General features: G+C 45.0%; 20 protein-coding genes and 4 tRNA genes. 18 read left to right on the top strand and 6 right to left on the bottom strand.

The features are described from left to right. Positions 1–43: 43 nt before the first annotated feature. Both V7R55_RS05630 and V7R55_RS05635 read left to right on the top strand, forming a co-directional pair. Positions 44–346: a PilZ domain-containing protein gene (locus V7R55_RS05630; protein WP_334058108.1), complete on the top strand. Its 303-nt coding sequence runs from the start codon at positions 44–46 to the stop codon at positions 344–346. A 202-nt stretch (positions 347–548) separates the two neighbouring features. Continuing rightward, complete coding sequence (locus V7R55_RS05635) at positions 549–806, top strand: DUF2061 domain-containing protein (RefSeq protein ID WP_334058110.1); 258 nt, start codon at positions 549–551, stop codon at positions 804–806. Positions 807–915: 109 nt separating this feature from the next. Here V7R55_RS05635 and V7R55_RS05640 read toward each other — a convergent pair whose 3' ends face one another. Next, on the bottom strand, positions 916–2,109 hold the full coding sequence (locus tag V7R55_RS05640; RefSeq protein WP_334058112.1) for a class I SAM-dependent rRNA methyltransferase: 1,194 nt from the start codon (positions 2,107–2,109) through the stop codon (positions 916–918). 213 nt (positions 2,110–2,322) lie between these two features. Between V7R55_RS05640 and V7R55_RS05645 the strand changes: the two genes are divergently transcribed. Next, positions 2,323–3,300, top strand: coding sequence for an NAD(P)H-quinone oxidoreductase (locus V7R55_RS05645; RefSeq protein WP_334058114.1), 978 nt, complete (start codon positions 2,323–2,325; stop codon positions 3,298–3,300). A gap of 112 nt (positions 3,301–3,412) precedes the next feature. Here the strand turns inward: V7R55_RS05645 and rnhA are convergent, their stop codons facing one another. Then, the gene (gene rnhA, locus V7R55_RS05650; RefSeq protein ID WP_334058116.1) at positions 3,413–3,883 is read right to left on the bottom strand and encodes a ribonuclease HI; all 471 of its coding nucleotides are present in this window, start codon (positions 3,881–3,883) and stop codon (positions 3,413–3,415) included. Between the two features lie 111 nt (positions 3,884–3,994). Between rnhA and dnaQ the strand changes: the two genes are divergently transcribed. The 9 genes from dnaQ (at position 3,995) to V7R55_RS05695 (ending at position 10,762) form a co-directional block, all read left to right on the top strand. After that, the gene (gene dnaQ / locus V7R55_RS05655) at positions 3,995–4,714 is read left to right on the top strand and encodes a DNA polymerase III subunit epsilon (RefSeq protein WP_334058118.1); all 720 of its coding nucleotides are present in this window, start codon (positions 3,995–3,997) and stop codon (positions 4,712–4,714) included. A gap of 54 nt (positions 4,715–4,768) precedes the next feature. Next, positions 4,769–6,265 (top strand): TIGR03503 family protein, encoded by a 1,497-nt coding sequence (locus V7R55_RS05660; RefSeq protein ID WP_334058120.1) that lies wholly within the window; start codon positions 4,769–4,771, stop codon positions 6,263–6,265. A gap of 216 nt (positions 6,266–6,481) precedes the next feature. Beyond that, positions 6,482–6,558: transfer RNA gene (locus V7R55_RS05665), tRNA-Asp, on the top strand. Between the two features lie 30 nt (positions 6,559–6,588). Further along, positions 6,589–6,665 (top strand) — tRNA-Asp (locus tag V7R55_RS05670). Between the two features lie 30 nt (positions 6,666–6,695). Then, positions 6,696–6,772 (top strand) — tRNA-Asp (locus V7R55_RS05675). A 32-nt stretch (positions 6,773–6,804) separates the two neighbouring features. Next, a tRNA-Asp gene (locus V7R55_RS05680) sits at positions 6,805–6,881 on the top strand. A gap of 316 nt (positions 6,882–7,197) precedes the next feature. After that, positions 7,198–8,751, top strand: coding sequence for an EAL domain-containing protein (locus tag V7R55_RS05685; RefSeq protein WP_334058122.1), 1,554 nt, complete (start codon positions 7,198–7,200; stop codon positions 8,749–8,751). Between the two features lie 87 nt (positions 8,752–8,838). Next, positions 8,839–9,549 carry a lipoprotein-releasing ABC transporter ATP-binding protein LolD gene (gene lolD, locus V7R55_RS05690; RefSeq protein ID WP_334058124.1) on the top strand — a complete coding sequence of 237 codons (711 nt, stop codon included), beginning with the start codon at positions 8,839–8,841 and terminating at the stop codon, positions 9,547–9,549. Beyond that, positions 9,536–10,762, top strand: coding sequence for a lipoprotein-releasing ABC transporter permease subunit (locus V7R55_RS05695; RefSeq protein ID WP_334058125.1), 1,227 nt, complete (start codon positions 9,536–9,538; stop codon positions 10,760–10,762). Before lolD ends, V7R55_RS05695 begins: the two co-directional genes overlap by 14 nt. A 164-nt stretch (positions 10,763–10,926) precedes the next feature. Here V7R55_RS05695 and V7R55_RS05700 read toward each other — a convergent pair whose 3' ends face one another. Beyond that, positions 10,927–12,273 (bottom strand): dicarboxylate/amino acid:cation symporter, encoded by a 1,347-nt coding sequence (locus V7R55_RS05700; RefSeq protein ID WP_334058127.1) that lies wholly within the window; start codon positions 12,271–12,273, stop codon positions 10,927–10,929. A 114-nt stretch (positions 12,274–12,387) separates the two neighbouring features. Between V7R55_RS05700 and V7R55_RS05705 the strand changes: the two genes are divergently transcribed. Further along, positions 12,388–14,937, top strand: a complete 2,550-nt coding sequence (locus tag V7R55_RS05705) for a beta strand repeat-containing protein (protein WP_334058129.1) — start codon at positions 12,388–12,390, stop codon at positions 14,935–14,937. Between the two features lie 77 nt (positions 14,938–15,014). On the opposite strand, the gene astB is transcribed toward V7R55_RS05705, so the two are convergent. Next, on the bottom strand, positions 15,015–16,355 hold the full coding sequence (gene astB / locus V7R55_RS05710; protein ID WP_334058131.1) for an N-succinylarginine dihydrolase: 1,341 nt from the start codon (positions 16,353–16,355) through the stop codon (positions 15,015–15,017). Between the two features lie 394 nt (positions 16,356–16,749). Here astB and topA point away from each other — a divergent pair, with 394 nt between their 5' ends. The 5 genes from topA to fdhD all read left to right on the top strand — a co-directional run bounded on the left by topA (position 16,750) and on the right by fdhD (position 22,816). Next, positions 16,750–19,410, top strand: a complete 2,661-nt coding sequence (gene topA, locus V7R55_RS05715) for a type I DNA topoisomerase (protein WP_334058133.1) — start codon at positions 16,750–16,752, stop codon at positions 19,408–19,410. Positions 19,411–19,547: 137 nt separating this feature from the next. After that, entirely contained in the window at positions 19,548–20,099 is a 552-nt protein-coding gene (locus V7R55_RS05720; RefSeq protein WP_334058135.1) for a DUF2058 domain-containing protein, read from the top strand. A 378-nt stretch (positions 20,100–20,477) separates the two neighbouring features. Further along, entirely contained in the window at positions 20,478–21,293 is an 816-nt protein-coding gene (locus V7R55_RS05725; RefSeq protein WP_334058137.1) for a leishmanolysin-related zinc metalloendopeptidase, read from the top strand. A gap of 91 nt (positions 21,294–21,384) precedes the next feature. Beyond that, positions 21,385–22,020 carry a molybdenum cofactor guanylyltransferase gene (gene mobA, locus V7R55_RS05730; protein WP_334058139.1) on the top strand — a complete coding sequence of 212 codons (636 nt, stop codon included), beginning with the start codon at positions 21,385–21,387 and terminating at the stop codon, positions 22,018–22,020. Beyond that, a complete protein-coding gene (gene fdhD / locus V7R55_RS05735) occupies positions 22,010–22,816 on the top strand; it encodes a formate dehydrogenase accessory sulfurtransferase FdhD (RefSeq protein WP_334058141.1) in 807 nt (268 codons plus the stop codon). Before mobA ends, fdhD begins: the two co-directional genes overlap by 11 nt. Here fdhD and V7R55_RS05740 read toward each other — a convergent pair. Both V7R55_RS05740 and V7R55_RS05745 read right to left on the bottom strand, forming a co-directional pair. Continuing rightward, entirely contained in the window at positions 22,749–25,088 is a 2,340-nt protein-coding gene (locus V7R55_RS05740; RefSeq protein WP_334058143.1) for an FdhF/YdeP family oxidoreductase, read from the bottom strand. The two genes, fdhD and V7R55_RS05740, sit on opposite strands and share 68 nt — an antisense overlap. 117 nt (positions 25,089–25,205) lie before the next feature. Further along, positions 25,206–26,240: a pyridoxamine 5'-phosphate oxidase family protein gene (locus V7R55_RS05745; protein WP_334058145.1), complete on the bottom strand. Its 1,035-nt coding sequence runs from the start codon at positions 26,238–26,240 to the stop codon at positions 25,206–25,208. Between the last annotated feature and the right edge of the window lie 8 nt (positions 26,241–26,248).

The raw sequence follows: 26,248 nt of genomic DNA on the forward strand, positions 1-26,248 counted from the left end.
CTTGTAGTCGTCAGCGTAATGCTAAAAATCGGGAGAAGTAGACATGTTGGGATACGACGATAAGCGAAATTTTTTCAGGATGATGGTAAATTCGCCGTGTCAGTTGCAGATTACTGACGATGAGTCGAGCCGCACCATGCAGGCAATGTGCAAAGATATAAGCGCCACAGGTATGTCGTTAGAAGTTGACGAACCTTCTATTGAGGTGGGCACACAGGTGAGTGTTGCTATAGAGTCGTCTAGCTCGCAAATCCCTTCTTTAGCAGCGTTAGCTACGGTAGTACGCTGTGAACCTGAATCTGATTCGAGCTGTGTTATAGGCGTTGAAATTTCTCAGATGAAATAGGGTATTTTTCAGGTTAAAAGGCGAAATAATTCTTCGCCTTTTTATTTCCAGTTCACGCGTAGATGTATTCGCGCTGTCGCTTATCATTCAATAAAGCGAATAAGCGGTTCAGTTTTTTCTATTTTTATTCCCTCTCTTAATTGATAATAATTCTCATTAATGCGAAAGCAAACAGATTTAAACTTTTGAGAGAGCGATTATTATGAAAAAGACAATTACCTTTGCCGTTATGCACTTTTCAGTAGCCTTTACTGTAGCCTACCTACTTACGGGTAGCTTGGTAGTAGGCGGTGCGGTTGCATTAGTCGAGCCAGCAATTAATACTGTGGCCTTTTATTTCCACGAAATGGTGTGGAAAAAATTAGAAGGTAAAGAAGAGGTTACTGTAATTCAAACAAGTGCGGCTTCACAGCCGCTATCGAAAATCTTTTCAAATAGTGATGCATTCTTCGCTTCTTAATAATTAAGGTTTATTGCTAGCTTTCAAGGCGATATGCATAACCTATCGTTAATTCAATAAGTGAAATCAGCGCCCCAGTTTTTATAAGAACGAGGGCGCTTTTTCATTTCTAATCGTCGGTGACTTCGCAGACTAAACCCTTCAGGTAATAGCCTTCGGGGTAGCTACCAATGATAGGGTGGTCAGACGCTTGATTTAGCCTTGCGATGATTTTTATTGTACGGCCAGCATCGAGCGCAGCGTCGGCGACAACCTTCTGGAATAAATCAGCAGGCATAAGACCTGAACAGCTGAAAGTCAGCAGCAATCCGCCAGATTTAACTGTGTGAATGCCGTACATATTAATGTCTTTATAGCCGCGAGCAGCGCGGTTTAGTGTAGCTTTGCTGTCAACAAATTTTGGTGGGTCGAGTATGACCATATCAAACTGTTTGCCCTGCTCGTGATACTCCCTTAGCGCTTTGAATACATCTTTATTGACGAAATGCGCTTTGTCTTCACTTAATCCATTAATTGCCACATGATGTTTAGCTAAATCTAACGCTGGTTGAGACACATCAACGTTAGTCACTGACTTTGCCCCGCCTGAAAGGGCATAGCAAGAGAATGTGCCTGTGTAGCTGAAACAGTTTAGTACATCAGCATCTTTTGCGTAATGTGCAGCGGCGGCACGGCTATCACGCTGATCGAGATAAAAACCAGTTTTATGACCATGTTCTATATCTACAACGATATTAATACCGTTTTCTTTTACTGTGACCTGCATTGGTGGCTCGCCGTGAAGCACCCCTGTTACCGGCTCTAGTCCCTCTTTTTTACGTACATCAACGTCACTGCGCTCATAAACGTGAACATTAGGCATTAGCTTGGTGATTGCCCATACTATCTTATCTCGGTGCTTTTCACCGCCAGCGCTAAGAAGCTGCACCACGGCAACATTGTCGTAGAGATCAATGGTAATACCGGGAAGACCATCACTTTCAGACGCTATCCAACGAAACGCATTCGTTTTGCTTGGGTCAAACAAGCGCTTACGCAGCGTTAGCGCAGTTTCTAAACGGCGCAAGAAAAAGCCGTTATCAATGCTTTCATCTTTTTTAAACGTCCACATGCGAACGCGAATTTTAGAATTTGGAGAATATGCGCCTCGCCCTAACCAATCGCCTTCAGAGTCGAAAACATCAACCGTATCGCCAACCCGAGCACGGCCTTTTAACTCAGCCACGGCGCTCTCGAAAACCCAAGGGTGTTTACGGCGAAGTGATTTATCTCTGGATGGTTGTAGTATGACCTGTGCTGACATGTAGGCTCTCGTGCTAATTTAAACAATATACATCTGTTGTAAGCGACATTAGGCGCTCACGGTAATGGCCGCGATTATACGCATTTAATAGGTTCTGTGTTGAATATTATCTATGCCGACTGGTATAAACTTAGAAGAAACCCAAACTGATTGATAGAGAAGTACGTAGACAAATTACGAATAAAATTTTAAGACTAGGATAGGATGCAGAGTATGCGCTATGTGGATTTTGAAAAGGGATGCGGCCCGAGCGAACTGGTTGTTAAGGAATGTGATGGGTCATCGCTAACATCAGGAAAAGTAAAAGTAGAGGTAAAAGCATTCGGTGTAAATCGAGCAGATACATTGCAGCGTCAAGGTAGTTATCCACCTCCGCTAGGGGAAAGTGAAATTCTTGGGTTAGAGGTAGCAGGCGTTGTAACAGAAGTTGCCAGTGATGTTAGTACCTTAAAAGAAGGTGATGAAGTATTTGGTTTGGTCGCAGGTGGAGGCTACGCCACTGAAGTCATTGTCAATCCTGCTCACCTTATGATTATCCCTAAGGGCATGCCATTTTTTGAAGCAGCAGGTCTTGCCGAAGTTTTTCTTACCGCATTTCAGTGTTTACGCACCATTGCTCATATTAAGCCAGCTGAGCGTGCCTTAATACATGGGGGCGCAAGTGGTGTGGGGTTGGCCGCCACTCAGCTATGCCAATACTGGGGCGTACACAGTGCCGTAACAGCGTCTAGCCAAGACAAGCTTACCCTTTGTGAAAGCAATGGCGCAGAGCATCTTATTAACTACAAACAGCAGCAGTTTGACGATGTTCTAAAAAAAGTATGGCCAGAAGGCGTTGATATGGTGCTTGATATGGTGGGTGGCGATTACCTTAACCGAAATCTTAAAGTGCTGAAGCAAGACGGCAGAGTAGTTTACTTGGCCATGCTAGCAGGACGGTATGCTGATAACCTTGATATGGCTTTGCTTTTAGGAAAGAGAGCCTCGATCATTGGGACAACACTAAGAAATCGAAGCGACGAGTATAAAGCGGACTTAATACGTGATTTCTCTAACGTATGTTTGCCCGCTTTTGAAAACAAAGAGCTAAATGTAAATATCGATACCCATTATAGTATCGATGATATAGATAAGCCTCATGCGCGATTGGAAAACAACGACACGCAGGGCAAGTTGGTCATTTCATGGTAAAAGCGCGTGGTAAGAAACTCTTGATAAAAGCTCGTGTTAAACGCCCTTAGTAAAAGCTTTCGGTGAGAACTTTAAGTAAAGGCTCTCACCAAAAGCGCTTTGCCGAAGTATTTTACTTTCCAGCAAAGCCTTCATCTGGCTTTGTTGGTTTCGCTTCCGCAGCACCGCGCGCAAGGTCATCACAACGCTCGTTTTCTGGGTGTCCTGAATGACCTTTCACCCAATGCCAGTTTATCTTGTGCTTTTTCACCGCTTCGTCTAAACGCTGCCACAAATCTGCGTTTTTAACCGGCTTTTTATCAGCAGTGCGCCAGCCGTTTTTACGCCAGTTATGGATCCATTGATTAATACCATTTTTTACATACTGACTGTCGGTAGTTAACTCAACGTTGCACGGTTCGTTTAAGCTATTGAGTGCTTCAATCGGGGCAAGCAGTTCCATACGATTATTCGTGGTGTGGGCAAAGCCATCGCTCAACTCTTTTCTATGCTGTTTGTAAATTAGTACAGCACCGTACCCGCCCGGGCCAGGGTTACCTAGACACGAGCCGTCGGTATAAATGTGAATGGTCTTTTGAGCCACAGCGTTTCCTTTAGTTTAACTCGCTTAATTTATCTTGTGTTTTCCCTTAGCGGATTGCGAAGGGGTTGATATACTATCAAAAAATGAAAGTGTAATTATAGTAGAGGTTCCATGCGCCAAATTGTTCTCGATACTGAAACCACAGGTATTGACCCCAAAGAAGGCCACCGCATTATCGAAATAGGGTGTGTTGAAGTTGTTAACCGCCGGCTGACGGGGAATCACTTTCACGTTTACATCAACCCAGGCCGGCATATTGAACAAGAGGCAATTGAAGTTCACGGCATAACCAATGAATTTCTTGCCGACAAGCCTACGTTTTCTCAGGTTGCTCAGGAGTTTGTTAGCTTTATCAAAGGGGCGCAACTTGTTATTCACAACGCACCATTTGACGTGGGCTTCATGGATCACGAGTTTGGAATGGAAGCCTCAACAAAAGGCGTCATCACCAACCAGATATGTGATGTACTGGATACGCTGACCCTTGCTCGCCAAATGCACCCTGGGCAGAAAAACAACCTTGATGCATTGTGCAAACGCTATGGCATAGACAACAGCCACCGTACGCTTCACGGGGCTTTGCTGGATGCTGAAATCCTTGCCGATGTCTATTTATTAATGACCGGTGGACAGACTAAGCTTAAATTGGCATCTAGTTCGGGTAATGATGCTGACTCAACCGCTATTCGCAGGGTCAAGCGAGGCACAAATAAATTAAAGGTTATTAAAGCTACCGCCGATGAAATAACACAGCACGAGGCTCGCTTGGACATTGTAGAAAAAGCGGGGGGCAAATGCTTGTGGCGTCCTCAGCCTGAAGAGGCGTCTTAGCCAAAAACGTGTAAATAGAAATAAAATAACCAAACAGTGCAGGAGCAGCGTAGCGTGAGAGTGTGGTTTTGTTGGGTAATTATCTTATCGCTTTTCATACACATAAGCGCTAGCGCTCAATCGCAAGAAGACGAGCGCGACGCCGCTAGTCAGCTCGCAGATAGTGCAATTCAAAACCCTCAGTCAAATAATCAAGATGTTGATGCTTCGCCGCTTACTGACTTAGGCGACAGCTACACAAACTCAATAAAGCTTTTACAAAACCGATTTCGAGTAGATTACAACGTTGAAGAAATCACCATGGTCTTTTTCAGAGAGTACGGCTCTGCACCGGTTGTACTTGTGAGACCTGATGGGTCTAAGCTGTTCCAGGGGCGAGTGGACGAAGACAAAGTAGAGTGGTTCGATGCCGATACCTTCGACATGATAACCATTAAAAATCCCGTTCCAGGGCCCTGGCAAGCAGTGGGCCAAGTGCTGCCAGAAAGCCGTGTGATGGTTATATCAAATATAGAGTTACATGCTGATCCGCTGCCTGACGTGTTATTTGCTGGTGAAATTCTTAAATCTACGGCGTATCTCACTAATAACGGCGAGCCGATTGATAACAAGCAGTTTAGAGATGTGGTCGAGCTCGATATTGAATTTAAAAGCACAAACAATCCTAACTTCGGAAATTTTGGTACAGGCGATCAAAATATTGCTACGTTTAAAGACGACGGAAGAGGCATGGACGAGCGCCCAGCAGATGGTGTCTTTACCGGGCAATTTAATTTAAAAATACCGGCGGGTGAGTGGAAGCCCGTTTTTCGCGTTATTACTCCCATGTACACCCGTGAGCAAGAAAGCCAACCGATTGTCTTACATAACAACCCTGTTTATATTGACGTCGAAATGAATGGCGGTGGAGATGGCTACCACAAGATCATAATTGATGTTGATCGGGAACTCGTTGATATTGAATCTTTGCTTGTGGACGGAAAAGTAAAGTTCCCCAATGCAGACATGCAGAACTTTTCTTTGACAGAGGGGGGCAGTGATCCTCGCGAGTATTTAATTGTTGCTTATGAGGAAGGCATTTTTAGAGTAAAGATTACGGCGTATGGCACAACAGTGAACGGGCGAGACTTCATATTAGACGTGCCTGAATTTAGTTTTGTTGCAGAGGGGCCGCAAGAGCCTGAAGTTGAAGACCCACTAATAGATGGAAAAGACCCAATCGTCGACGGGAGCGCGCCACTTATTACGTCGCCTGAGCTGAATCCCGCCGCAATGACGCCAAATGAAGAGCCATCGGAAAAGGAAATGGATAACGGAACCTTGACCATTATTTTGATCGCGGTCAACGGGTCTATAGTTCTTATCGGCGTCATTGCTGCTGCGGTTATTATTTTTATGCGCAAAAAGCGTACGTCTTCTACATCATCGCCTGAACCAGCAAAGCAAAGCTCGGCCACGACAGATGCCGATCTGTCTATGGAGGAAGCGCCTAAAGGGTTTAAAAAGTTGTTGGGCGTGTTTAAGAAAGGGAGCAAGCCGGAAAAATCCTAAAGCGTGAATTATTACAGTTGTGATAATGCGATGCTAAATTGTTCACTTTGAATTTTATTTCGACATAATGTCTATTTAACAGGCAAACAAACCGCAGATGACAATTTTATTAATAAAAAGCGTTGACTCCACATTGGGGAATACGTATTATCTGCGCCGCAGTCAGGGGACAGGGCAACAACAGCCAAGTCAACTCACTGATAACATTGAAGATGTGGAGCGGTAGTTCAGTTGGTTAGAATACCGGCCTGTCACGCCGGGGGTCGCGGGTTCGAGTCCCGTCCGCTCCGCCACTCTTTCAATGGTATAACTAAAAGGTCTTCGGAGCGGTAGTTCAGTTGGTTAGAATACCGGCCTGTCACGCCGGGGGTCGCGGGTTCGAGTCCCGTCCGCTCCGCCATTTAGTTATACAGCGCAATCTCGATTATGTGGAGCGGTAGTTCAGTTGGTTAGAATACCGGCCTGTCACGCCGGGGGTCGCGGGTTCGAGTCCCGTCCGCTCCGCCATTAATCGAAAAACGCGCGCTCATCATTATTGCGGAGCGGTAGTTCAGTTGGTTAGAATACCGGCCTGTCACGCCGGGGGTCGCGGGTTCGAGTCCCGTCCGCTCCGCCATTAATGATAAGATGCTATTCAAAAGCAATCCCTCACTTCAAATTAAAAACAACTTTTCACTAGTATCCCATACACGCCTTAAAATTTCATTCAGCGCGTATCCTCGTTGTTATGAAAAATTCCGTGAAGCGGCTGCTGAATTCGTAAATTTTTTATTGACCAGTATCCTTTCCAAGCGCCCAAACGACTATCTATACGGACTGGTATTAGGTATAAAAAATATCTAACAAACAGTGACATGTGCCCTAAAGTCTTAGTGCTTTTTTTTGAATCTGTACTAAAGTGTTCGGGTGAATGCATGAATACAATGTAGATTATGAATAAAAGCGATCAAAAACAGTACTTTTTAGCGGACAATTTAAAAGCGATTGGCGTCTCTCTACTAAGCGTTATTTTAGTGTCCCTCGTTCTTGCCATAGTTATGTTCGTGTTCGTTAGGGAACAAGAAGAGAGCAGAGCCAAAGGGATCCTAGATAATGTTCGCACAGTCTTTAGAGACGCTGAGATTACCCTTGATTATCTCAACGCTCTTCCTTATCAGTCGTGTGAGCTCGAAAACTTAGCAGAAATGCGCAAGACTCTATTTCGCTCTCGTTTTGTAAAAGAAATTGGTTTCTACGAAAATAAGCAATTATCGTGCAGCACCTATCTAGGCGTTCTTGAACAGCCTATAAAAGAAGTTACTCCCGATTTTTACACTAAGCTTGGAGATGCATTTTGGATAAATACGCCGCTGCAATTATTTGATAAGCAGGCTTCAGGCACCATTGTTCAACGTGGACGCTATAACGCTGTGCTAGATATGGATAGTGTCATTGGCTACAGCTTTACACAAGATTGGCAGCTTTTTTATAACGGTGATCAATTTTATCACATGGCGGGTAATCCAGGGCTTGTTGATAGTAAGCTTACTCAGAAAGACATGGATGCACGTACTGGTTATTTTTCCTTAAAATTCATTTTGTGCGATGAACGCTACACTAACACTTGCCTAAAAGTTAAGTCTGATCACGGTCGGGTGTTGGATTTACACATGGGAAAGATTGTCTTGTTTGTCTTCGTCATGCTCATGACGGCTGCACTCACGCACATGCTGGTGTTCAATTATCTAAGACGCCGTCGTTCTTTGGAGGCAAGAGTAAGCAAAGGGTTAAAAGAGCATAAGTTTTATAGCCTTTACCAGCCATTTGTGGATTTGGAAACCGGCAAAGTCATCGGTTGTGAAGTGCTAAGTCGCTTTGAAGACGAGTTTGGGCCTATTTATCCCGATGAGTTTATTCCCCAAGTCAAAGACCAAGATATGACATGGGAATTTACCGTAGATATGATTACGACTGCCATGAAGGAGCTCAATGAGAATCCGGATATTCCCGAGGGATTCAAAGTGTCTTTCAACTTGTTTCCTTTCGATTTTACAAGAGAGGATTGCTTAGACTTAGATTTTGTACTGGAAATGAATGTTAAGAACTTTAAGTTAGTACTGGAAATCACCGAAGACGAGCAGATTGCAACCCACAGTGCAGTTAAGCATATTAAATCTTTAAAAAGCAAAGGGTTCTTGTTTGCTATTGATGATTTTGGTGTGGGCTACTCTAACTTAAGTCAGCTTAAAACCTTGAACTGTGACTATCTCAAAATTGACAGAAGTTTTGTTATGGATATGGAAGACAACAGTATTCGTTCGTCACTTATTCCGCATATTGTCAGCATCGCCGAGGGTTTAAACGTCGACCTGATTGCAGAAGGCGTCGAAAATACCGAACAGAGTAATGAACTGAAGGGGTTGACGATCGGGTTTGGCCAAGGGTGGTTGTTTGGCAAGCCTCAGTCTGCCGATGCGCTAGCTAAAAGCGTCCTAGACACACAATAACACGTTTTAGCGCTGTCATTTTTCAGTTGGTGTTGGTAGTGTTTAGCGCTACCATTCACCGTCTGGAAACTATAGAAGAACAGTCGCATGCAGGACGTGCTAATTTGCAGCAATATTAATAAAACCTATCAAGATGGCAGTAACGCCACCCCAGTATTACACGATGTTTCTCTTTCTATAAAAGCTGGTGAACATGTAGCCATTTTAGGAAGCTCCGGCTCGGGTAAAAGTACGCTACTACATATACTTGGAGGATTAGATAAACCCTCCAGCGGCGAGGTTGAATTTAATGGTAAATCCCTTGGTAAACTTTCTGGTAATGCATTAGCTAAACTTCGCAACGACGAAATGGGGTTTATTTATCAGTTTCATCACCTTCTAGGTGAATTCACTGCTTTAGAAAACGTTGCGATGCCGCTTAGAATAAGAGGACGGTCGATAAAAGACGCCCATACCAAAGCCAAAGCTATGTTAGAAGAAGTCGGGCTTTCCCATCGAACGGACCACTTACCCTCAACCATGTCGGGTGGCGAGCGCCAGCGTGTGGCAATCGCCCGCGCCTTAGTCACTGAACCTTCCGTAGTGCTCGCTGATGAGCCTACCGGGAATTTGGATGATTCTACGGGTGAACAAATTTATAAGCTTTTGACCAGTTTAAGTGAGAAAAAGGGTACTGCTTTTGTGGTGGTGACCCACGATATTGCTCTTGCTGCGAAAATGGATAGGGTGCTGAAGATAAAAGACGGCCGGCTAGCTTGTGAGGCGTTATCCATGGAGAGTAATAATGCTCGCCCTTGAACTGGCAAAACGATTTAGAAAAACACGCTCCGAACAGCGTTTTATTTCGTTTATATCAATGTCATCGACAATTGGCATTGGGCTTGGGTGTTTCGTGCTTATCGTGCTGCTTAGTGTTATGAACGGTTTTGAAAAAGAGCTGACAAGTCGTATTCTAAGTGTGGTTCCTCATGGCGAACTTTACACTAAAAGTGAAGGTGGCATAGAGAACTTAGACGCTCAGCTATACCGATTTTCTCAAGACAAGCGTATTGCGTCAGTAACTCCTTACACTGGGTTAACAGGCATGCTGCAATCGAAGGGTGAGTTGAAGGCCATTAGTGTTACCGGTATCCCAGTTAATCAAGTTGGCGACAAATTTTCTGAAAGAGTGGCTAGCCAGCACTGGCTTAACTTTTCCAAACAGGCCAATGGGTTAATTATTGGAAAAGGTATTATGTCTTCAATGGGGCTCTCTGTAGGAGATACAGTTCAACTATTGATACCGCAAGCCACGCAAGATTTAACCTTTAAAGCGCCTCGTTCTATTACGCTAACTATTTCAGGGGCGCTGTCTGTAGGCGGTGAATTAGATAACCAGCTTGGGTTGATGCATTTAGCGACCGCATCGCAAGCTATCGGTATAACATCTAGAGCCCAGGGTATTCAGTTTACGCTTAACGATCCTTTTTCAGCATACGATACCATGCGGGATATTGGCTATAGCTACCCTCAAGCCGTTTATATGTCTGACTGGACACGTACCCAAGGGCATTTGTACAACGACATTCAGCTTGTAAGAACGGTGGTCTATATTGCGCTTACGTTAGTGATTGCCGTTGCTTGCTTTAATATAGTGTCATCATTAGTGATGGCGGTTAGGGACAAACAAGCTGCTATTGCAATTTTAAAAACAATGGGAGCCACAGACCGCTTAATCCGCAATACATTCGTGCTGCAAGGTGTTATCAATGGATTTGTCGGCATCACCGTTGGCGTTACGTTTGCCTTGCTGGTGGCGCCCAATTTGTCGGATATTGTTCGTTTTATAGAGACGTCATTGGGTGTAGACATTCTATCTGGAGATATCTATTTTATTGACTTTCTACCTTCAAGCTTACACTGGCAGGATGTCGTAATAACGGTTGTTGTAGCCATGTTTTTAAGCGTAGGCGCTACGCTATATCCAGCACAAAAAGCGGTAAAAGTGTCGCCATCTTCTGCGCTTCACTAGCTAAATTTTAAGTACGAGCGATAATTGTATTTGCTTCACATGTCAGTTTCGCGCGAAAAAAATAAAGGCCAGCAAATTATGCTGGCCTTATTTGTATCTAACTGCTGGGTTTGTGTGACACTTAAATAATGTTCACAGCCCACTAAGTGGGCTTTAATTCCTTGCTAACTGTTCTTTTCGAAGTGTTCAAAGTCAACATCTTCCTGTTTCAAACCAGCTTTAGGGTCGTTATAAACACTCTCATCTAACGCGCCTTCGCTCTTTGCAACGACGCATGACACCATGCAGTCACCGGTAATATTAACCGCAGTTCGTGTCATATCAAGCAGTCTATCTACGCCGATAATAAGCGCAATACCTTCAACGGGTAAGTTTACCTGCTGCAACACCATGGCCAGCATAATCAGGCCAACACCAGGTACACCAGCGGTTCCGATAGAAGCAAGCGTGGCGGTCAACACTACCATCATATAGTCGCCAAGGCTTAAATCTACGGCGTAAACCTGAGCAATGAAAACGGTCGCTACACCTTGCATGATGGCGGTACCATCCATGTTAATAGTTGCACCCAAAGGCAGCGTGAATGATGAAACTGAATTACCTACACCAAGTTTGTTTTTTGCTGTTTCCATAGTGACAGGCAAGGTAGCGCTGCTGCTTGACGTACTAAAAGCAAAGAGAGCTGCGTCACGCATTTTTTTCAACAGTATGACCGGGTTCAAGCCCGCCAAAACTTTAAGCAAAACAGAATAGGTAACAAGGCCGTGAAGGATCAGAACGCCGAATACTAAGAAGAAGTACTTTGCCAAACTCAATATCGTTTCGCCGCCAATGGTTGAGAAGAGCTTTGCCATCAGTACGTAGACGCCGTAAGGCGCTAGGTTCATGATGATTGTCACCAAACGCATGATTACCGTATTAATATCTTCAAAGATGGAGGTGAGGCGTTTGCCCGCGTCACCCGTCATCGCCATTGCTATACCAAAGAGTACCGCAAAAACAATGATCTGAAGCATGTTGCCCTGCGCCATTGAGTTTATTGGGTTGCTAGGAAACATATTAACAATAACGTCTGACAGACTAGGTGCCTCTTTAGCTTGGAACGTGGTTTCAGTGGTAAGATTCAGCCCATCACCAGGAGAAACGACTAAAGCTATACTCATGGCTAGTGTTATGGCGATTGCGGTTGTGACAACATATAATCCAACCGATTTCGCACCTAGCCTTCCTAGCTTGCTTGGGTCTGATAAGGTACTTGTTCCGCATATAAGGGATACGAAGACGAGGGGAACCACTAGCATTTTTAAGCTAGCGATAAAGATTTGTCCGAGAGTAGAAAATATACCTTCGACAAGAATGTTATACGTTGAGAGCTCTAAACCGAATATCGAAAAAGTGAAATCTCCGCTATCATCAAATAATAATTGGAGAAAGACACCAGTCAAGATACCGGCAGCCATGCCGATAAATATGCGAGCGGTTAAACTATATTTATGTGCAGATGAAGACATTAATGTTTCCTGTGCATTTTTATATTTTTAATCTTTCGTAGTGTGCCAGATTCAGTTGATTTTTAAACATAAAAAACGACGCAATTGTCAATAAAAGAGGTTCAGGAACGAATTATGTCGACATTAGCGAAAGCGTTAAGCCTAATTAGCGCAATATTTATGCTAACAGCATGTGGTGGGGGCGGTTCTTCAGTCTCTCGGGATAACACGGATAATGGAAGCGGAGACGGCGGTACAACCACGCCTACCTACTCAATTGCCTTATCGTTAGAAAATGAAAGTGGCGCAAGCGACAACAATTTATCAGAAAACAACAGCTTGTTCGCTGTAGCGACTGTGACAGATGAAGACGGGAATCCGCACTCAGATACTCTGCTAACTTTCACCTTGAGTAACGAGGAACTTGCCGAGTTTGGCAATGACACCGGTACTGCCCGCACTAACTCAAGTGGTGTCGCAAGAATTCGCTTAGACGCCAGTACGGCGTCGGGTGATGGTGAAATTACTGCAGCGCTAGGCAGTGGCGAAACAGGAACGACAACGTTTTCTGCGACAGCAGTTACCAGCACAGATCCTTCTACAATCAGTGTTTCTCTCTCGCTGCAAAATAATAGCGGCGAGGCTGATAACAACCTTTCATCGAGCAATGCTTTAACAGCAGTTGCTACGGTAACTAATTCACTGGGTGAGCCTCAGGCAGATCTTTTGCTTACCTTTTCTCTAAGTAACGATGAGCTGGCTACCTTTTCAAATGACACTGCAACTGCACTTACCGACGCAGAAGGTGTTGCAACAATAGGTATGTCGGTTGGAAGCGCCTCTGGCGACGGCGAAGTAACGGCTACTCTACCTACTGGTGAGACAGACTCCACGACCTTTAGCTCTGAAGGTAGTACCACGGTAAGTGAAGAGCCTGCATCTCTTGAGCTTTTCGCTGACAGTATTCAGCTGGCTTCAAGTGGCAGTGATGAAGTCGAACTCATTGCATTAGTTAAAAATGAGCAAAGTGTGTTGATGGAAGGGGTCGAAGTGAGCTTCTCAGCAGCAACAGGTGATGGCGTTGAACTCCAATTAACACAGCCTGAAACCCTTGCCGATGGCACAGCACGCGCAGTACTGACGTCGCAAAACGATAAATCAAACCGTACTATTACTATCACTGCTGGGGCAGGTAGCCTTACTGAATCTGTTGATATTACTATTACGGGGACGGAAGTGACTATCAATGGATCATCGTCGGTCATTTTAAACGATACCGTTGAATACACAATTCGACTTCAAGACTCCGATGGCGAGACTATCAAAAACGAAGATGTTGTCTTAACTGCAACTAACGGCACCCTAGGCAGTACCACGGTAAATACCGGGGCTAATGGTCAAGCAACAGTATCCTATACAGCCTCCGCTTCTGGAGAAAATACGATTACGGCATCAGCCCTTAATGCTGAAACAAGTTTTACGGTACAGGTTCAGCAAGACGAATTTAACTTCGTTAATTTGCCAACAGAAGAAGTGCCCTTGGGTCAAGCGCAGACAATTACTGTGCAGTGGCGTCAAAACAACACACCTGTAGTAGGTCAAGAGGTGACTTTTAGCGCCTCACGTGGCGTGATTGACGGCGACTCAACGGTACAAACCGATGCAGAAGGACAAGCAAGTATTGACATTAGCGCCAACAATGCTGGCATTTCTTCAATTACAGCGTCGGCAAGCGACGGAAGCGGCAATGTGTTGGTTTCAGCACTTACTCAAATTGAGTTTATTGCCACTACACCGCACACGCTTATTGCTGATGCATCGCCCGACATTTTAGGCCCTGATGGACAAACCAGCACGATTAGCGCGGTGGTTCGCGATGTAGATGGTAATTTGGTAAAAAACAGTGTAGTTAACTTTACTGTCTCTGACGTGTCTACCGGGTTTGTATCACCCTCTCAAGCAACTACCGATAGTAAGGGGATAGCTACAACCGTCTTTACTTCAGGCTCGGTTTCAACCTTAGAGTCTGTAGTTGTTACTGCCTTTGTTGCTGATGATTCAGCAATAGAAGATCAAGTTACTTTAACAGTAGGTGCTCGCGCATTCGATATCTCTCTAGGAACGGGTAATGAGCTTGAAGAACCTACCTCTACATCTTACTTGAAGCGTTTCAGTGTTTTTGTTTCTGACTCTGCTGGACAGCCAGTCAGCGGCGTGAACCTAACTGCATCGGTATCGCCGGCAAAGTATGTGGATAATGGTGAATATCGCACAGGTTTCTGGGTGTATGATGACGACGAATCGCAATGGGTTGCGATAGTAAATCAAAACTGTCTTACAGAAGATGTAAACGATAACGGCATCTTGGATACAACCCCAACCAATGAAGATACCAATGGAGACCAGATGCTTACTCCTGGATTGGTGGGAACCATAACCTTTGCTAACGGCAACGCTGAAACAGATGAAAATGGTTACGCCGAATTGGAGTACCGATACCCGAGTAGTTATGCGGTTTGGTATGATGCTGTTATTTCTGTTTTTGGTCAGTCTACAGGAAGCGAGGCGCAAGCTTCGATGAACTACACGCTTAGTATTTCAGCTGACGACGTGACCGATGAAGGCGCATCACCGCCGGCTAACCCGTTCGGTGTGACTGACCAGTGTACTTTGGTTACGCCGTAAACGTATACATTATTCAAATCATAAAAAAAGCCGGCTGTTAGCCGGCTTTCTTTTTAATTTTTAGGGCGTTATAACACTTACCCTTGCTGGAACGGATAAACCGAACCAATCTTCAGAATTTGCGTAAGCTCATCCAGAGCAGTGCGCGACTCAATCAGTAGCTGAGGATCGCGCAAGTCATCTTCGCTTAGTTCATCGCGATAATGTTTATCGACCCATGCATTTAAGCGAGCGAACTGTGTATCCGTGATTAACGTGTTTTGATTGACTGCTTCAAGTTCTTGATCGTTCATGGCAACACGCAGGCGTAAGCAAGCAGGGCCGCCGCCGTTGCGCATACTTTGTTTAACATCGAAATAGTTAACCGACTTAATTGGCGTACCCAATGTAACTAGCTTGTCTAGATAACGTTTAACCGCTTCATTTTCCTCGCACTCAGTTGGCGCGATAATGGTCATATCACCACTAGGAAGCGTTATAATTTGCGTGTTAAACAAGTAAGTTTTTACCGCGTCTTGAACAGAAACTTCAGCAGTAGGTACTTCGATGAAGTGAAGTGGCTGGCTGCCAAATTTTTCCTGAAGCTCTTTGAAGCCCGCTTCTTTTTGATAAAACGCCTGCTCATGGAAAAACAATACGTTTTGGTTACCTACGGCAATCACATCGTTGTGAAACACACCTTGGTCGATAACATCAGGGTTTTGCTGCATGTAAACCACACCATCGTCATCTAGGCCATGCAAACGCGCTACGGCTTGGCACGCTTCTAATGTTTGGCGAGCCGGGTATTTTGTCGGTGCAGGTTTGCTGGTATCAAATGCGTGACGACCATAAACAAACAACTCAACGCCAGCCTGCCCATAATTGCTGCAAAGGCGTGTATGGTTGGCTGCACCTTCGTCACCAAAATGCTCGTTGTCTGGCAGGTGCTGATGGTGGGCAAAGTGTTTTTCATTGGCGAATGTGCCGCGCAAAATATTGCCTGTAACCTGAGGCTCTAGTGAGCGATGAAACTTGTTCGTTAAGTTTGCAGGGGTAAAGTGAACGCGACCATCGGCAGTATCGGCACTAGGAGACACGGTGGCGGCGTTTGCAGTCCACATGCTACTAGCAGAGCAACATGCCAAGAAAATCTCGCGAGACTGCTTTGCAGCGCTTTCTAGCACGCGAGCATCAGAACCGCTAAAGCCTAATCGGCGAAGTGCCGCGATATCAGGGCGTTCTTGCGGAGCTAATACACCTTGAACCATTCCCATATCGGCCAACGCTTTTGCTTTTGCAAGACCCTGCTTTGCAGCCTGCTTAGGGCTGCTTTTGGCATTCGCATTGTTTAGGGAAGCGACATTGCCAAACGATAAGCCGGCATAGTTGTGGGTAGGGCCAACAAGACCATCAAAGTTAACTTCAAACTGCTTCATACTTTCCCTCATTCTTGTAGTTTTTGCTGTTGACCCCATATGCTACATTCTTAAAGATACTGCGAATAAGTTCATAGCAACGGTAACGCTTTCGCTGTTCTCAGGGTCAAACACGGCACATTTTTAAACCTGAGTGCGTTGTTAGGTCAGGTTGGAATGGCTGGCATTATACGGCTTTTAAGACCGATGCCAATCGCACTGCTCATTTAATGTACAGTTTTTGTGCGCGTTTAGAGCGGTGGGAAGAATAAGTATGAAGAAGATCTTGTTTTCCATTCACTTTGTAGATATATGTTAAAAAAGAGCGAGTACCCTATATATAGTGTCGGGCTGCTCCAGTTTTCAGAAATTGACGTAAATAGTCATTAAAAATCAATAGGTTTAGTTCAATTATATGGCAAAATCACTGGTCATAGTCGAGTCACCAGCCAAAGCAAAAACGATAAATAAATATCTTGGCAAAGATTTTATCGTAAAAAGTTCGGTTGGCCATGTTCGAGATCTTCCGACGAAGGCGTTAGGCAAAGTAGAGCCTAAAAAACCGGCTAAAGAACTCAAAACTTTAGGCGAAGAAGAGCGTCAAGAATATCTTCGTCGTCACGAATACTTAAAACTTGTAGACAGAATGGGCGTTGATCCAGAAAAAGACTGGAAGGCTCACTATCAGGTGCTGCAAGGTAAAGAAAAGGTAGTCAACGAACTTAAAAAGCTTGCAAAAGACGCTGACACTATCTATCTCGCAACGGATTTGGACCGCGAGGGAGAAGCGATTGCGTGGCATTTACAAGAGCTGCTAGGCAAAAAAGATAAGATATATCAGCGGGTAGTGTTCAACGAAATTACTAAAAATGCGATTCAAGAAGCATTTTCAGACCCGGGCGAGCTAAATATATCGCGTGTCAATGCGCAGCAAGCACGCCGATTCCTAGACCGCGTTGTGGGCTTTATGGTGTCGCCATTGCTGTGGAAAAAGATTGCGCGCGGCCTTTCAGCTGGGCGTGTTCAATCGGTAGCGGTTAGGCTTGTTGTCGAGCGAGAGCGCGAAATCAAAGCCTTCGTACCAGAAGAGTTCTGGGATGTACATGCAGACTTGACCAGCCAACAAAAAGCAGCGCTTCGTATGTTGGTTGCCAAGCATCAAGGTAATGCATTTAAGCCTAAAAACAAAGCTGAAACAGACAAAGCACTTGCTGAATTAGAAGGGGCTAGCTACACGGTAGAAAGCCGCGAGTCGAAGCCAACGCAAAGTCGTCCTTCTGCGCCATTTATTACCTCTACGCTGCAACAAGCAGCGAGCACACGTTTGGGCTTCGGTGTTAAGAAGACCATGATGATGGCTCAGCGTCTTTATGAGGCGGGTTACATCACCTATATGCGTACTGATTCGACCAATTTGAGTCAAGAGGCAGTAGATAGCGCGCGAGCATATATCTCAGATAATTTTGGTGGTAAGTATTTACCAGATTCGCCTAACCGCTATGGAAGTAAAGAGGGTGCGCAGGAAGCGCACGAAGCGATTCGACCTTCAAATGTGAGCATTAGTGCTGCAAGTCTAGGTGATATGGAGCGCGATGCACAGCGTCTGTATGAGCTTATTTGGCGCCAGTTTTTAGCGTGTCAAATGACGCCGGCAAAGTACGATGCAACTACCATCAAAGTAGCGGCAGGGGACTACGAGCTTACAGCAAAAGGCCGAGTACTTAAGTTTGACGGTTGGACGCGCGTGCAGCCTCAGCTTCGCAAAAAAGGCGAAGAAGAGCTTATGTTGCCCGATGTACAAAAAGGTGATGTGCTAGACCTTAAAGTACTTGATCCTAAGCAACACTTCACTAAGCCAATAGCGCGATTTAATGAAGCGTCTTTGGTGAAAGAGCTTGAAAAACGCGGCATTGGTCGTCCTTCTACGTATGCTAGTATCATTTCAACCATACAAGATCGCGGCTATGTGCGTTTGGAAAATAAACGTTTTTACGCCGAGAAAATGGGAGAGATAGTCAACGATCGTCTGATGGAAAACTTCGACGATTTAATGAGCTACGATTTCACGGCAAACATGGAACAGCATCTTGATGACATTGCTGAAGGCAATAAAGATTGGAAAGATGTTCTTAATGAATTTTACAGCGGCTTCTATGGGAAACTGCTGAACGCCGAAAAAGATCCTGAAGAGGGCGGTATGCGCCTAAATCAGGCAATACCTACGGATATTGCATGCGACAAATGCGGCCGCGAAATGAATGTGAGAACGGCTTCAACCGGCGTATTCTTGGGCTGTTCAGGTTATAACTTACCGCCTAAAGAGCGTTGCACCAACACCATGAACCTAACGCCCGGTGATGAAGTGGTGAAGGTAGATGACGAGGAAGAGCTTGAAACAGAAGCGCTTCGTTCTAAAAAGCGTTGCCCTAAATGCGGCACTGCTATGGACAGTTACTTGGTAGACGAGACCCGTAAGCTTCACGTTTGTGGTAACAACCCCACCTGTGATGGCATCTTGGTTGAGACGGGAACATTTAAAATTAAAGGCTACGACGGCCCTATTATCGAATGCGATAAATGCGGCAGTGATATGGAGCTTAAGAACGGTCGGTTTGGTAAATACTTCGGCTGTACTAATGAAGAATGTAAGAATACCCGTAAGCTGCTAAGAAACGGGGAAGCTGCGCCACCTAAAGAAGATCCGGTCGATTTACCTGAGCTTCCGTGTGAAAAGTCAGACGCTCACTTTATGCTACGCGATGGGGCGTCGGGCATTTTCTTGGCAGCGCATAACTTCCCTAAGTCACGCGAGACTCGTGCGCCGAAAGTGGAAGAACTTGCGCGCTTTAGAGATAGAATATCGCCGAAATTCTATTATCTTGCTGATGCGCCAAAAACAGACCCTGATGGTAACCCTGCAATAGTTCGCTACAGCAGAAAGACCAAACAGCAGTATGTGATGTCTGAAAACGAAAACAGAAAAGCCACCGGGTGGTCGGCGTGGTACGACAACGGCAAATGGCAGGAGCAGGCAGCGAAAAAGCCGGCGGCTAAGTCAAAAGCTAAGAAAAAATAACGCGTAGCTTATACATTACGCAGAAACATAAATGTTAAGCCCGAATTTATTCGGGCTTATTACGTCTATATATATCCATTAGAGTCTTGCACCACAGCTCACGCAAGGTTCGTTACTAAATTAATAGAGAGTGAATTATGGCCTCTTTACAGGATCAACTTTTAAAAGCCGGACTGGCTGACAAAGCGACGGCAAAACAAGCGCGCGCTGATAAACGCAAAAAGCAAAAACAGAAAAATAAGCAGAAGCAGCCGGTAGTAGATGAGGCAACGTTAGCAGCCCAGAAAGCGGCGGAAGAGAAAAAAGCCCGTTCTCGTGAGTTAAATCAATTGCAGCAGGAAGAGCGTGAAAAACGTTCGATTGCGGCTCAAGTTAGGCAGCTTATTAACGTTAATAAACAGCCACGCAAAGGTGAAACTGTACTTAATTTCACACACGATAACGTGGTAAAACGCATGTATGTGAGTGAAGAAATGCACAAGCAAGTGACAAAAGGTCGTTTGACTGTGGTGTTACTCGACGATGCTTACGAACTGGTGCCAACGCCGGTGGCTGACAAGATTGCCCAGCGTGATGAGTCTTCAATTATCTATCGCGCCGATTTAGATAAAAGCGGTAGCGATGGAAAAGACGAAGATGAAGACGATTGGTATGCCGATTATGAAATCCCAGACGATTTAACCTGGTAACCTTTTCAAGCTCACCACCTTGTGGCTTTAAGAATAGCTCGGTGGTGAGTAAATGCTTTCAACCATAGCTGCATTTACTAACGTGTTAAGGACTTTTCCCAATACCCGCTCTCTATTTGCGTGCTCCATTTGCAATTGAACTTAAAAGCCCCTTCATAGCTATCGCTTGCGCCACTCTAAAATATTGTATTTATTGCGACTTTTCACAAATGGTTCGCTTTAGAAAATCTTATATTTGCCGTTAACAATAAAAAAGTTAGGGAAGGTGTTACCTCCACTTTCTAGTCTATAGTTATTAAAGCGCATAAGTATCGTTACCCCAAATGATTTGCGTTAGATTTTGCGTTAGATGTTGTTTCTTAATTCAGGAGGGAAGCCATGAATGGTTTACCGAAGCTAGTTCTAGGTGTCGTTATATCATTATGCATGTCACTACCCGTAAATGCTGGGCTATTCAACATCTCCATCAATAATCTTGGAGGGTTAACACCCTCACAATCTAGTGCATTTGACGATGCAATTGCCTATTGGGAATCATACTTAATAGGCGTTCAAAGCGCTTTTGACCATAGTATTATTATAGAGGCAAGTGGAACGCCGATTGATGGTACGGGCGGGATATTAGGCAGTGCTGGTCCGTCAAGTGTTACTCAGCTTTCTGACAGTACTTTTGTTTATGCAAATAAAGGTCGGATGCGCTTTGACACGGCAGATTTAAATAACATGGAAAATAACGGAACACTTTTCGATGTCATCGTACACGAAATGGCTCATGTTATTGGGTTTGGTACTTTGTGGACGACCGATTTTTTTATCGCAGGGAGTCAATCTAATTATGTCAATGGCACAGGGCGCTATACTGGAGAATACGCTTTGGAAATTTATCGCCGTGAGTTTGTAGAAGACGCGGCCTTCATTCCTGTTGAACTTGGCGGAGGCGCAGGTACTGCCAATAGCCATTGGGACGAGCCTTGGCCCGGTGGTTCATCGGACTTAATGACCGGCTATTTAGGGCCCTATCCAATTACGTTAAGCGATACCACTGTAGCGTCGTTTGCTGATATTGGTTATTTGACCACTGTTACTCATGCAGTGGATGAGGCTGCTACGGTTTGGCTGTTTCTACTTTCATTTGGATTAGTACTAAGAAAAAAGTTTCTACCAACTAGTGCGCGCCCTCTGCAAGCTGTGTAATCTAACCAAGGCCTAGTTTACTATTGCAAAGCAACATGCTGAATTTATAGAATCAATAGTGAGGGAATGCTTGATAAGAGAGAAACGAGAAGTGGATAAATTGAATAAAACTCTTATCGGACTTGTGTTAGCGGGTGGCCAATCGCGCAGAATGGGACAAGATAAAGCCCTTATGCGTTATCAGGGAAGCACGCTTATTGAAAAAGCGTCATCGCTGTTAAAAGCTGCAGGGTGTGATGAGGTCTTAATCAGCCGAAATGCGGCAGGTTTTTTAGTTGATATTATTGAAGACGCAGGTCCACTGGGTGGTGTGCACGCTGCTGTAGATGATTTGTGTAATGCGAACAATGGCAGTGACAGCCTTATTGAATTGCTTGTCCTTCCCGTGGATATGCCCCAGATGACGCCTCAGCTTTTGAAATTGCTAGTATCAGCAGGGCGTGAATCCCAGCGGTCGGTTTATGTGAAAAAACGCTTTTTGCCTTTTTATTTGCCCGTTTCACAGGGTATCGCAGCCAGGTTAACGCATTACTTAGTTGACCAAAACAAGCGTCGTGTGGTGGGGTTCTTGGATAGCATAGATGCTGTTGCGCTTGAAGAGGCTAATCTTGAGTGCGCAAAAAGTGCAAATGGTGAACAAGGAAAACAGAGCGAAAAAATAACCCTTGTGGATGAGGCGCATTGGCTGAACGTTAATACGCCAGGTGATTGGCCCGATGACAAATAACGTCGAACATCAAGCATTAGTTTTAGATGGAACACCTAAAACGCAACGTTTTACTCTTGCTGAAGAGGTCGCATTAAGCATTAGTTATAACGGTATCAACTATGCAGTAATGCTTGTTACGCCCAAAGACATCGAAGACTTTATAGTTGGCTTCAGTTTGAGTAACGATATTATCGAGCATCCTCGCGAGCTCTACGGTATTGAGTTGACTCATCACAACGAACACGTTAATGCCGAAGTCGACATTGCCAACCGGGCTTTTTGGAAGTTAAAAGAAAATAAACGGCAATTGGCGGGGGCGTCGGGCTGCGGGCTCTGTGGTGTCGAAGCACTGGATAACGCATTGCCTCAACTCCAACCTGTAGACCCAATACCCCTGCCAGACGCAAGCTGGTTTGAAGGGTTGCGAAACCTTATATCTGAAGCGCAAGCATTAGCGAAGCAAAGTGGGGCAGTGCACGGCGCGCTCTACATGGATGCTAAGCGTAATGTACTAGCGTGTCGTGAAGATATAGGTAGGCATAACGCGTTTGATAAGTTAATTGGGGCAATCGCAGCTAATAATCTTTACCAGAAGGATTGCCTTGTAGTGTTAACCAGTCGCTGTAGCTTAGAACTAGTACAAAAAGCGATACGAGCAAAATTACCTTTGCTTGTAACCCTTTCAGCTCCTACGACATTATCAGTTAAGTGGGCCAATCGCTATGGAGTGTCCCTTATCCACGTGCCTAAATATGACCCTCCGAGAGCGTATTCACCGCAATTCGTCCATCCGTCTCGGACTTTGAAAGTTTGATCGCAATAAATTTTGACGTGGGTGTAAAGGTTCCGTCGCCATAGCTTTCTAATGGTACCAGTGGGTTGGTCTCTGGGTAGTAGGCGGCGGCTTGACCCTTTGGAATGTCGTAAGCCACTAACATAAACTGTTTTATTTGACGTATCTTGCCGTCGTTCCACATAGAGGTAATGTCGACTTTATCGCCATCTTTAAATCCCAACTTTTCGATATCGCTTTCGTTGACAAACAGGACATCACGGGCACCAAATACGTTTCTGTAACGGTCATCCATACCATAGATAGTGGTGTTGTATTGGTCGTGAGAGCGCAGCGTTTGCAAAATAAGGTCGGGATTTTCTCCTTGAGTTACTAGGTCCGCATTTAACAGCGAATCTGGCAGCGAGTTAACGGCAAATTCAGCCTTGCCTGAAGATGTTAGCCACTTCCGTTCGCTAGCAGCGTTACCCAGATGAAAGCCACCAGGCTGCGCTAGTTTGGTATTAAAGTCTTTAAAACCGTCTATCGTATCGGCAATAAGTTCACGAATATTATCGTAATCGCTTATTAAGAAATCCCAGTCTACCGGTGTATTGCCAAGCGTCGCTTTTGCGATACCTGCGATTATGGCTGGTTCTGAGCGAAGTTCGGGCGAGGTAGGCGGTAGCTGCCCATAAGAAATATGAACCATAGAAAACGTATCTTCTACAGTTACACCTTGTTGTCCATTTACCTGCATGTCTACTTCAGTCCTACCTAAGCAAGGTAAAATGAGCGCATCTTTACCTGTAGTCAGGTGAGAGCGGTTTAGTTTAGTGGCAATATGTACCGTCAAATCGCATTTTTCTAACGCCGCGTGTGTACGCGGTGTATCTGGTGTTGCTTGCGCAAAATTACCGCCTAAGCCGATAAATACTTTAGCCTCGCCGCGCTCCATAGCTTGAATCGCTTGAACGGTATTGTGACCCCGTTTTCGGGGTACTGCGAAGTTAAACTTGCTTTCCAATGCATCGAGTAAGGTTTTAGGTGGTGCTTCGTTGATACCCACCGTCCTATCACCTTGTACATTACTATGCCCTCTAACGGGTGAAAGGCCGGCACCTGGCTTGCCAACGTTTCCTCGCAATAGCTGTACATTTACAATTTCTTGAACCGTAGCAACAGAGTGTTTGTGCTGTGTAATTCCCATAGCCCAGCACATGATTACCCGTTCGCCGCGCTTGTACATAGTAGCCGCGTGACGGATGTCTTCTTTTGATAAACCGCTCTGCGTTTCAATATGTTCCCAACTTGTATTGTCGACTACAGCTAAATAGTCGTCCATGCCGTTGGTATGTGTATTGATAAAATCATGGTCGAAGACGGGAGTATCATTGTTTGCTGTTGCTTCCCGTTCCCAGGTTAGTAACCATTTCGCAACGCCCCGCATAACTGCCATATCGCCGCCAAGAGCAGGCCTGAAGTAAGCGGTATTGGTTGGCGTTGAGCCATTAGTTAGCATTTCTATGGGGTGTTGAGGATGCTGGAACTTTTCTAGACCGCGCTCTTTTAGCGGGTTTAAACAAATTACTTGAGCGCCTCTACGTACAGCGTCACGCAGGGGCTCTAACATGCGCGGGTGGTTAGTGCCCGGGTTTTGCCCGATTACAAATATAGTATCCGCTTTTTCAAAATCGTTGAACGTAACCGTGCCTTTACCTACGCCTATGGTGGGCTTCATACCTTGTCCCGAGGCTTCATGACACATATTCGAGCAATCGGGAAAATTATTAGTACCAAACGCGCGCACAAAAAGTTGATACAGGTAAGCAGCTTCGTTACTTGCCCGCCCAGAGGTATAAAATTCGGCTTGATGTGGAGAGTTTAGAGCATTCAAATGCTTGGCGATAAGTGCGAACGCGTTGTCCCATGAAACGGGTTCGTAGCAGTCAGTTTTAGCGTTGTAGCGCATAGGGTGGGTAAGTCTGCCCTGAGACTCCAGCCAGTAGTCTGTGTGCTTTTTGAGTGAACTTACAGAATGATTTGAGAAAAATGCAGGGTCAGCATGTCGACCAGAAGACTCCCAATTCACTGCTTTAGCTCCATTCTCGCAAAACTTAACTAGTCCGCTTTCCGGAGACTCTCCCCACGCGCAGCCCGGGCAGTCAAAACCCTTATCTTGATTGGTTTTAAGCATAGCCCGTAAATTTTTTAGTGGCTTCTCGCTTTGGAGCCAGCTTTGCGTTACGCTTTTCAAAGCGCCCCATCCGCCAGCGGGTTTGTCGTAAGTTTTGATGTTGCGCTTATCACTCATATTCTGTCCCTTTGCCCGCGCGGGTGTTTGCTTATGTATACAAGACTTGTAGCAAATCACCTTAACTATTTTTAAATGGTGTTCCAATTAGTTACGCCGACTAAATTATAGGGTTCATCAATTAAACGCTAATTTCCAGTCGCCAGTCTGAAGTACATAGGGAGACATGTCCGTAATTTCATGAGAATAGGGGTATATTCCCGCAATGTGTGTAACCGACATTACCGATAAGGACACAAAACGCTCCGCGCCTTTAAACACAGCCCCTTTAAACACAGAAGCTTTAGATTCAATAGGTTCGACCTTAGCTTTTGCTTTTACGAAAAAAAGGTCACCTGTCTCATTGTCCCAAAAACACAAACCTACGCGTGGGTCTAATAGGATATTGCCCAAAGTATTAAAGAACTTATTCCCGCTAAAATCAGGGAAGGTTATTGTATTTCCTTTCACGTTAACAAAGCCTGCTTTGCCCCCTCTGTGAGAAACGTCCAAGCCTTCGTTTGCTTCTTGTCCCAGAGAACTGTGCCGTGAAGCAATAAAAAATGTCTCAGCGCTTTCTATTATTGTGCGAGCCCTAGTGTCAATTACATTTGTTGTGGTAGTGGTCATATTAACGTTGTAAGGCGCGTTACTCTCTGGCTGCACACCTATGGCAAAACGTCGCCTTTTTGTCGTGTTTCGTTTATGAATATACTGAGGGCAGTTACCGAAACTTTGATCTACCAATATCGTAAGGTTGCCTTTTGTCGCGTGGTTTATCGTACCGTTTAGTCGATTTCTTCGCCTTGTAGCATATTCAATTCCGACTATGCCGATTTTGCTTCCTGAAATCACGTCGAGATTTAACGCACCCAGCATTATGTTCCATACTTGTACTTGAATGCTAAAGCGCAATTGGGTGGGTGAGGGACTTTCTATGAAATCTCCTTCTCCCCACACAGGAACGGCTACAGGATAGCCTTCGTCATTTACCAAGGCTAAAACGGTGAACGGGCTAGAAGTAAAGAAAATCCTATGCTGCTCTGGCATGTAGCTACGGATGAATCCCTTGGTTCGCTCGCCTATTTCCTTATCAATACCCAGTTTCTTTTGCAAAGCAATTTCACCATGGTGAAACGCAGGGTTTATTGACGATAGCCTAGGTAGTGACATAGCAACCT

The sequence above is a fragment of the Alteromonas sp. S005 genome (assembly GCF_036864475.1).
GTDB lineage: Bacteria > Pseudomonadota > Gammaproteobacteria > Enterobacterales > Alteromonadaceae > Alteromonas.

Bases quoted from the DNA above. Each gene is read 5' to 3' on its own strand.
- lolD (WP_334058124.1), top strand. From the start codon at position 8,839: ATGCAGGACGTGCTAATTTGCAGCAATATTAATAAAACCTATCAAGAT.
- V7R55_RS05700 (WP_334058127.1), bottom strand. From the start codon at position 12,273: ATGTCTTCATCTGCACATAAATATAGTTTAACCGCTCGCATATTTATC.
- V7R55_RS05640 (WP_334058112.1), bottom strand. From the start codon at position 2,109: ATGTCAGCACAGGTCATACTACAACCATCCAGAGATAAATCACTTCGC.
- topA (WP_334058133.1), top strand. From the start codon at position 16,750: ATGGCAAAATCACTGGTCATAGTCGAGTCACCAGCCAAAGCAAAAACG.
- V7R55_RS05645 (WP_334058114.1), top strand. From the start codon at position 2,323: ATGCGCTATGTGGATTTTGAAAAGGGATGCGGCCCGAGCGAACTGGTT.
- V7R55_RS05725 (WP_334058137.1), top strand. From the start codon at position 20,478: ATGAATGGTTTACCGAAGCTAGTTCTAGGTGTCGTTATATCATTATGC.
- fdhD (WP_334058141.1), top strand. From the start codon at position 22,010: ATGACAAATAACGTCGAACATCAAGCATTAGTTTTAGATGGAACACCT.
- V7R55_RS05685 (WP_334058122.1), top strand. From the start codon at position 7,198: ATGAATAAAAGCGATCAAAAACAGTACTTTTTAGCGGACAATTTAAAA.
- V7R55_RS05695 (WP_334058125.1), top strand. From the start codon at position 9,536: ATGCTCGCCCTTGAACTGGCAAAACGATTTAGAAAAACACGCTCCGAA.
- dnaQ (WP_334058118.1), top strand. From the start codon at position 3,995: ATGCGCCAAATTGTTCTCGATACTGAAACCACAGGTATTGACCCCAAA.
- V7R55_RS05745 (WP_334058145.1), bottom strand. From the start codon at position 26,240: ATGTCACTACCTAGGCTATCGTCAATAAACCCTGCGTTTCACCATGGT.
- V7R55_RS05705 (WP_334058129.1), top strand. From the start codon at position 12,388: ATGTCGACATTAGCGAAAGCGTTAAGCCTAATTAGCGCAATATTTATG.
- V7R55_RS05740 (WP_334058143.1), bottom strand. From the start codon at position 25,088: ATGAGTGATAAGCGCAACATCAAAACTTACGACAAACCCGCTGGCGGA.
- V7R55_RS05635 (WP_334058110.1), top strand. From the start codon at position 549: ATGAAAAAGACAATTACCTTTGCCGTTATGCACTTTTCAGTAGCCTTT.
- V7R55_RS05630 (WP_334058108.1), top strand. From the start codon at position 44: ATGTTGGGATACGACGATAAGCGAAATTTTTTCAGGATGATGGTAAAT.
- V7R55_RS05720 (WP_334058135.1), top strand. From the start codon at position 19,548: ATGGCCTCTTTACAGGATCAACTTTTAAAAGCCGGACTGGCTGACAAA.
- astB (WP_334058131.1), bottom strand. From the start codon at position 16,355: ATGAAGCAGTTTGAAGTTAACTTTGATGGTCTTGTTGGCCCTACCCAC.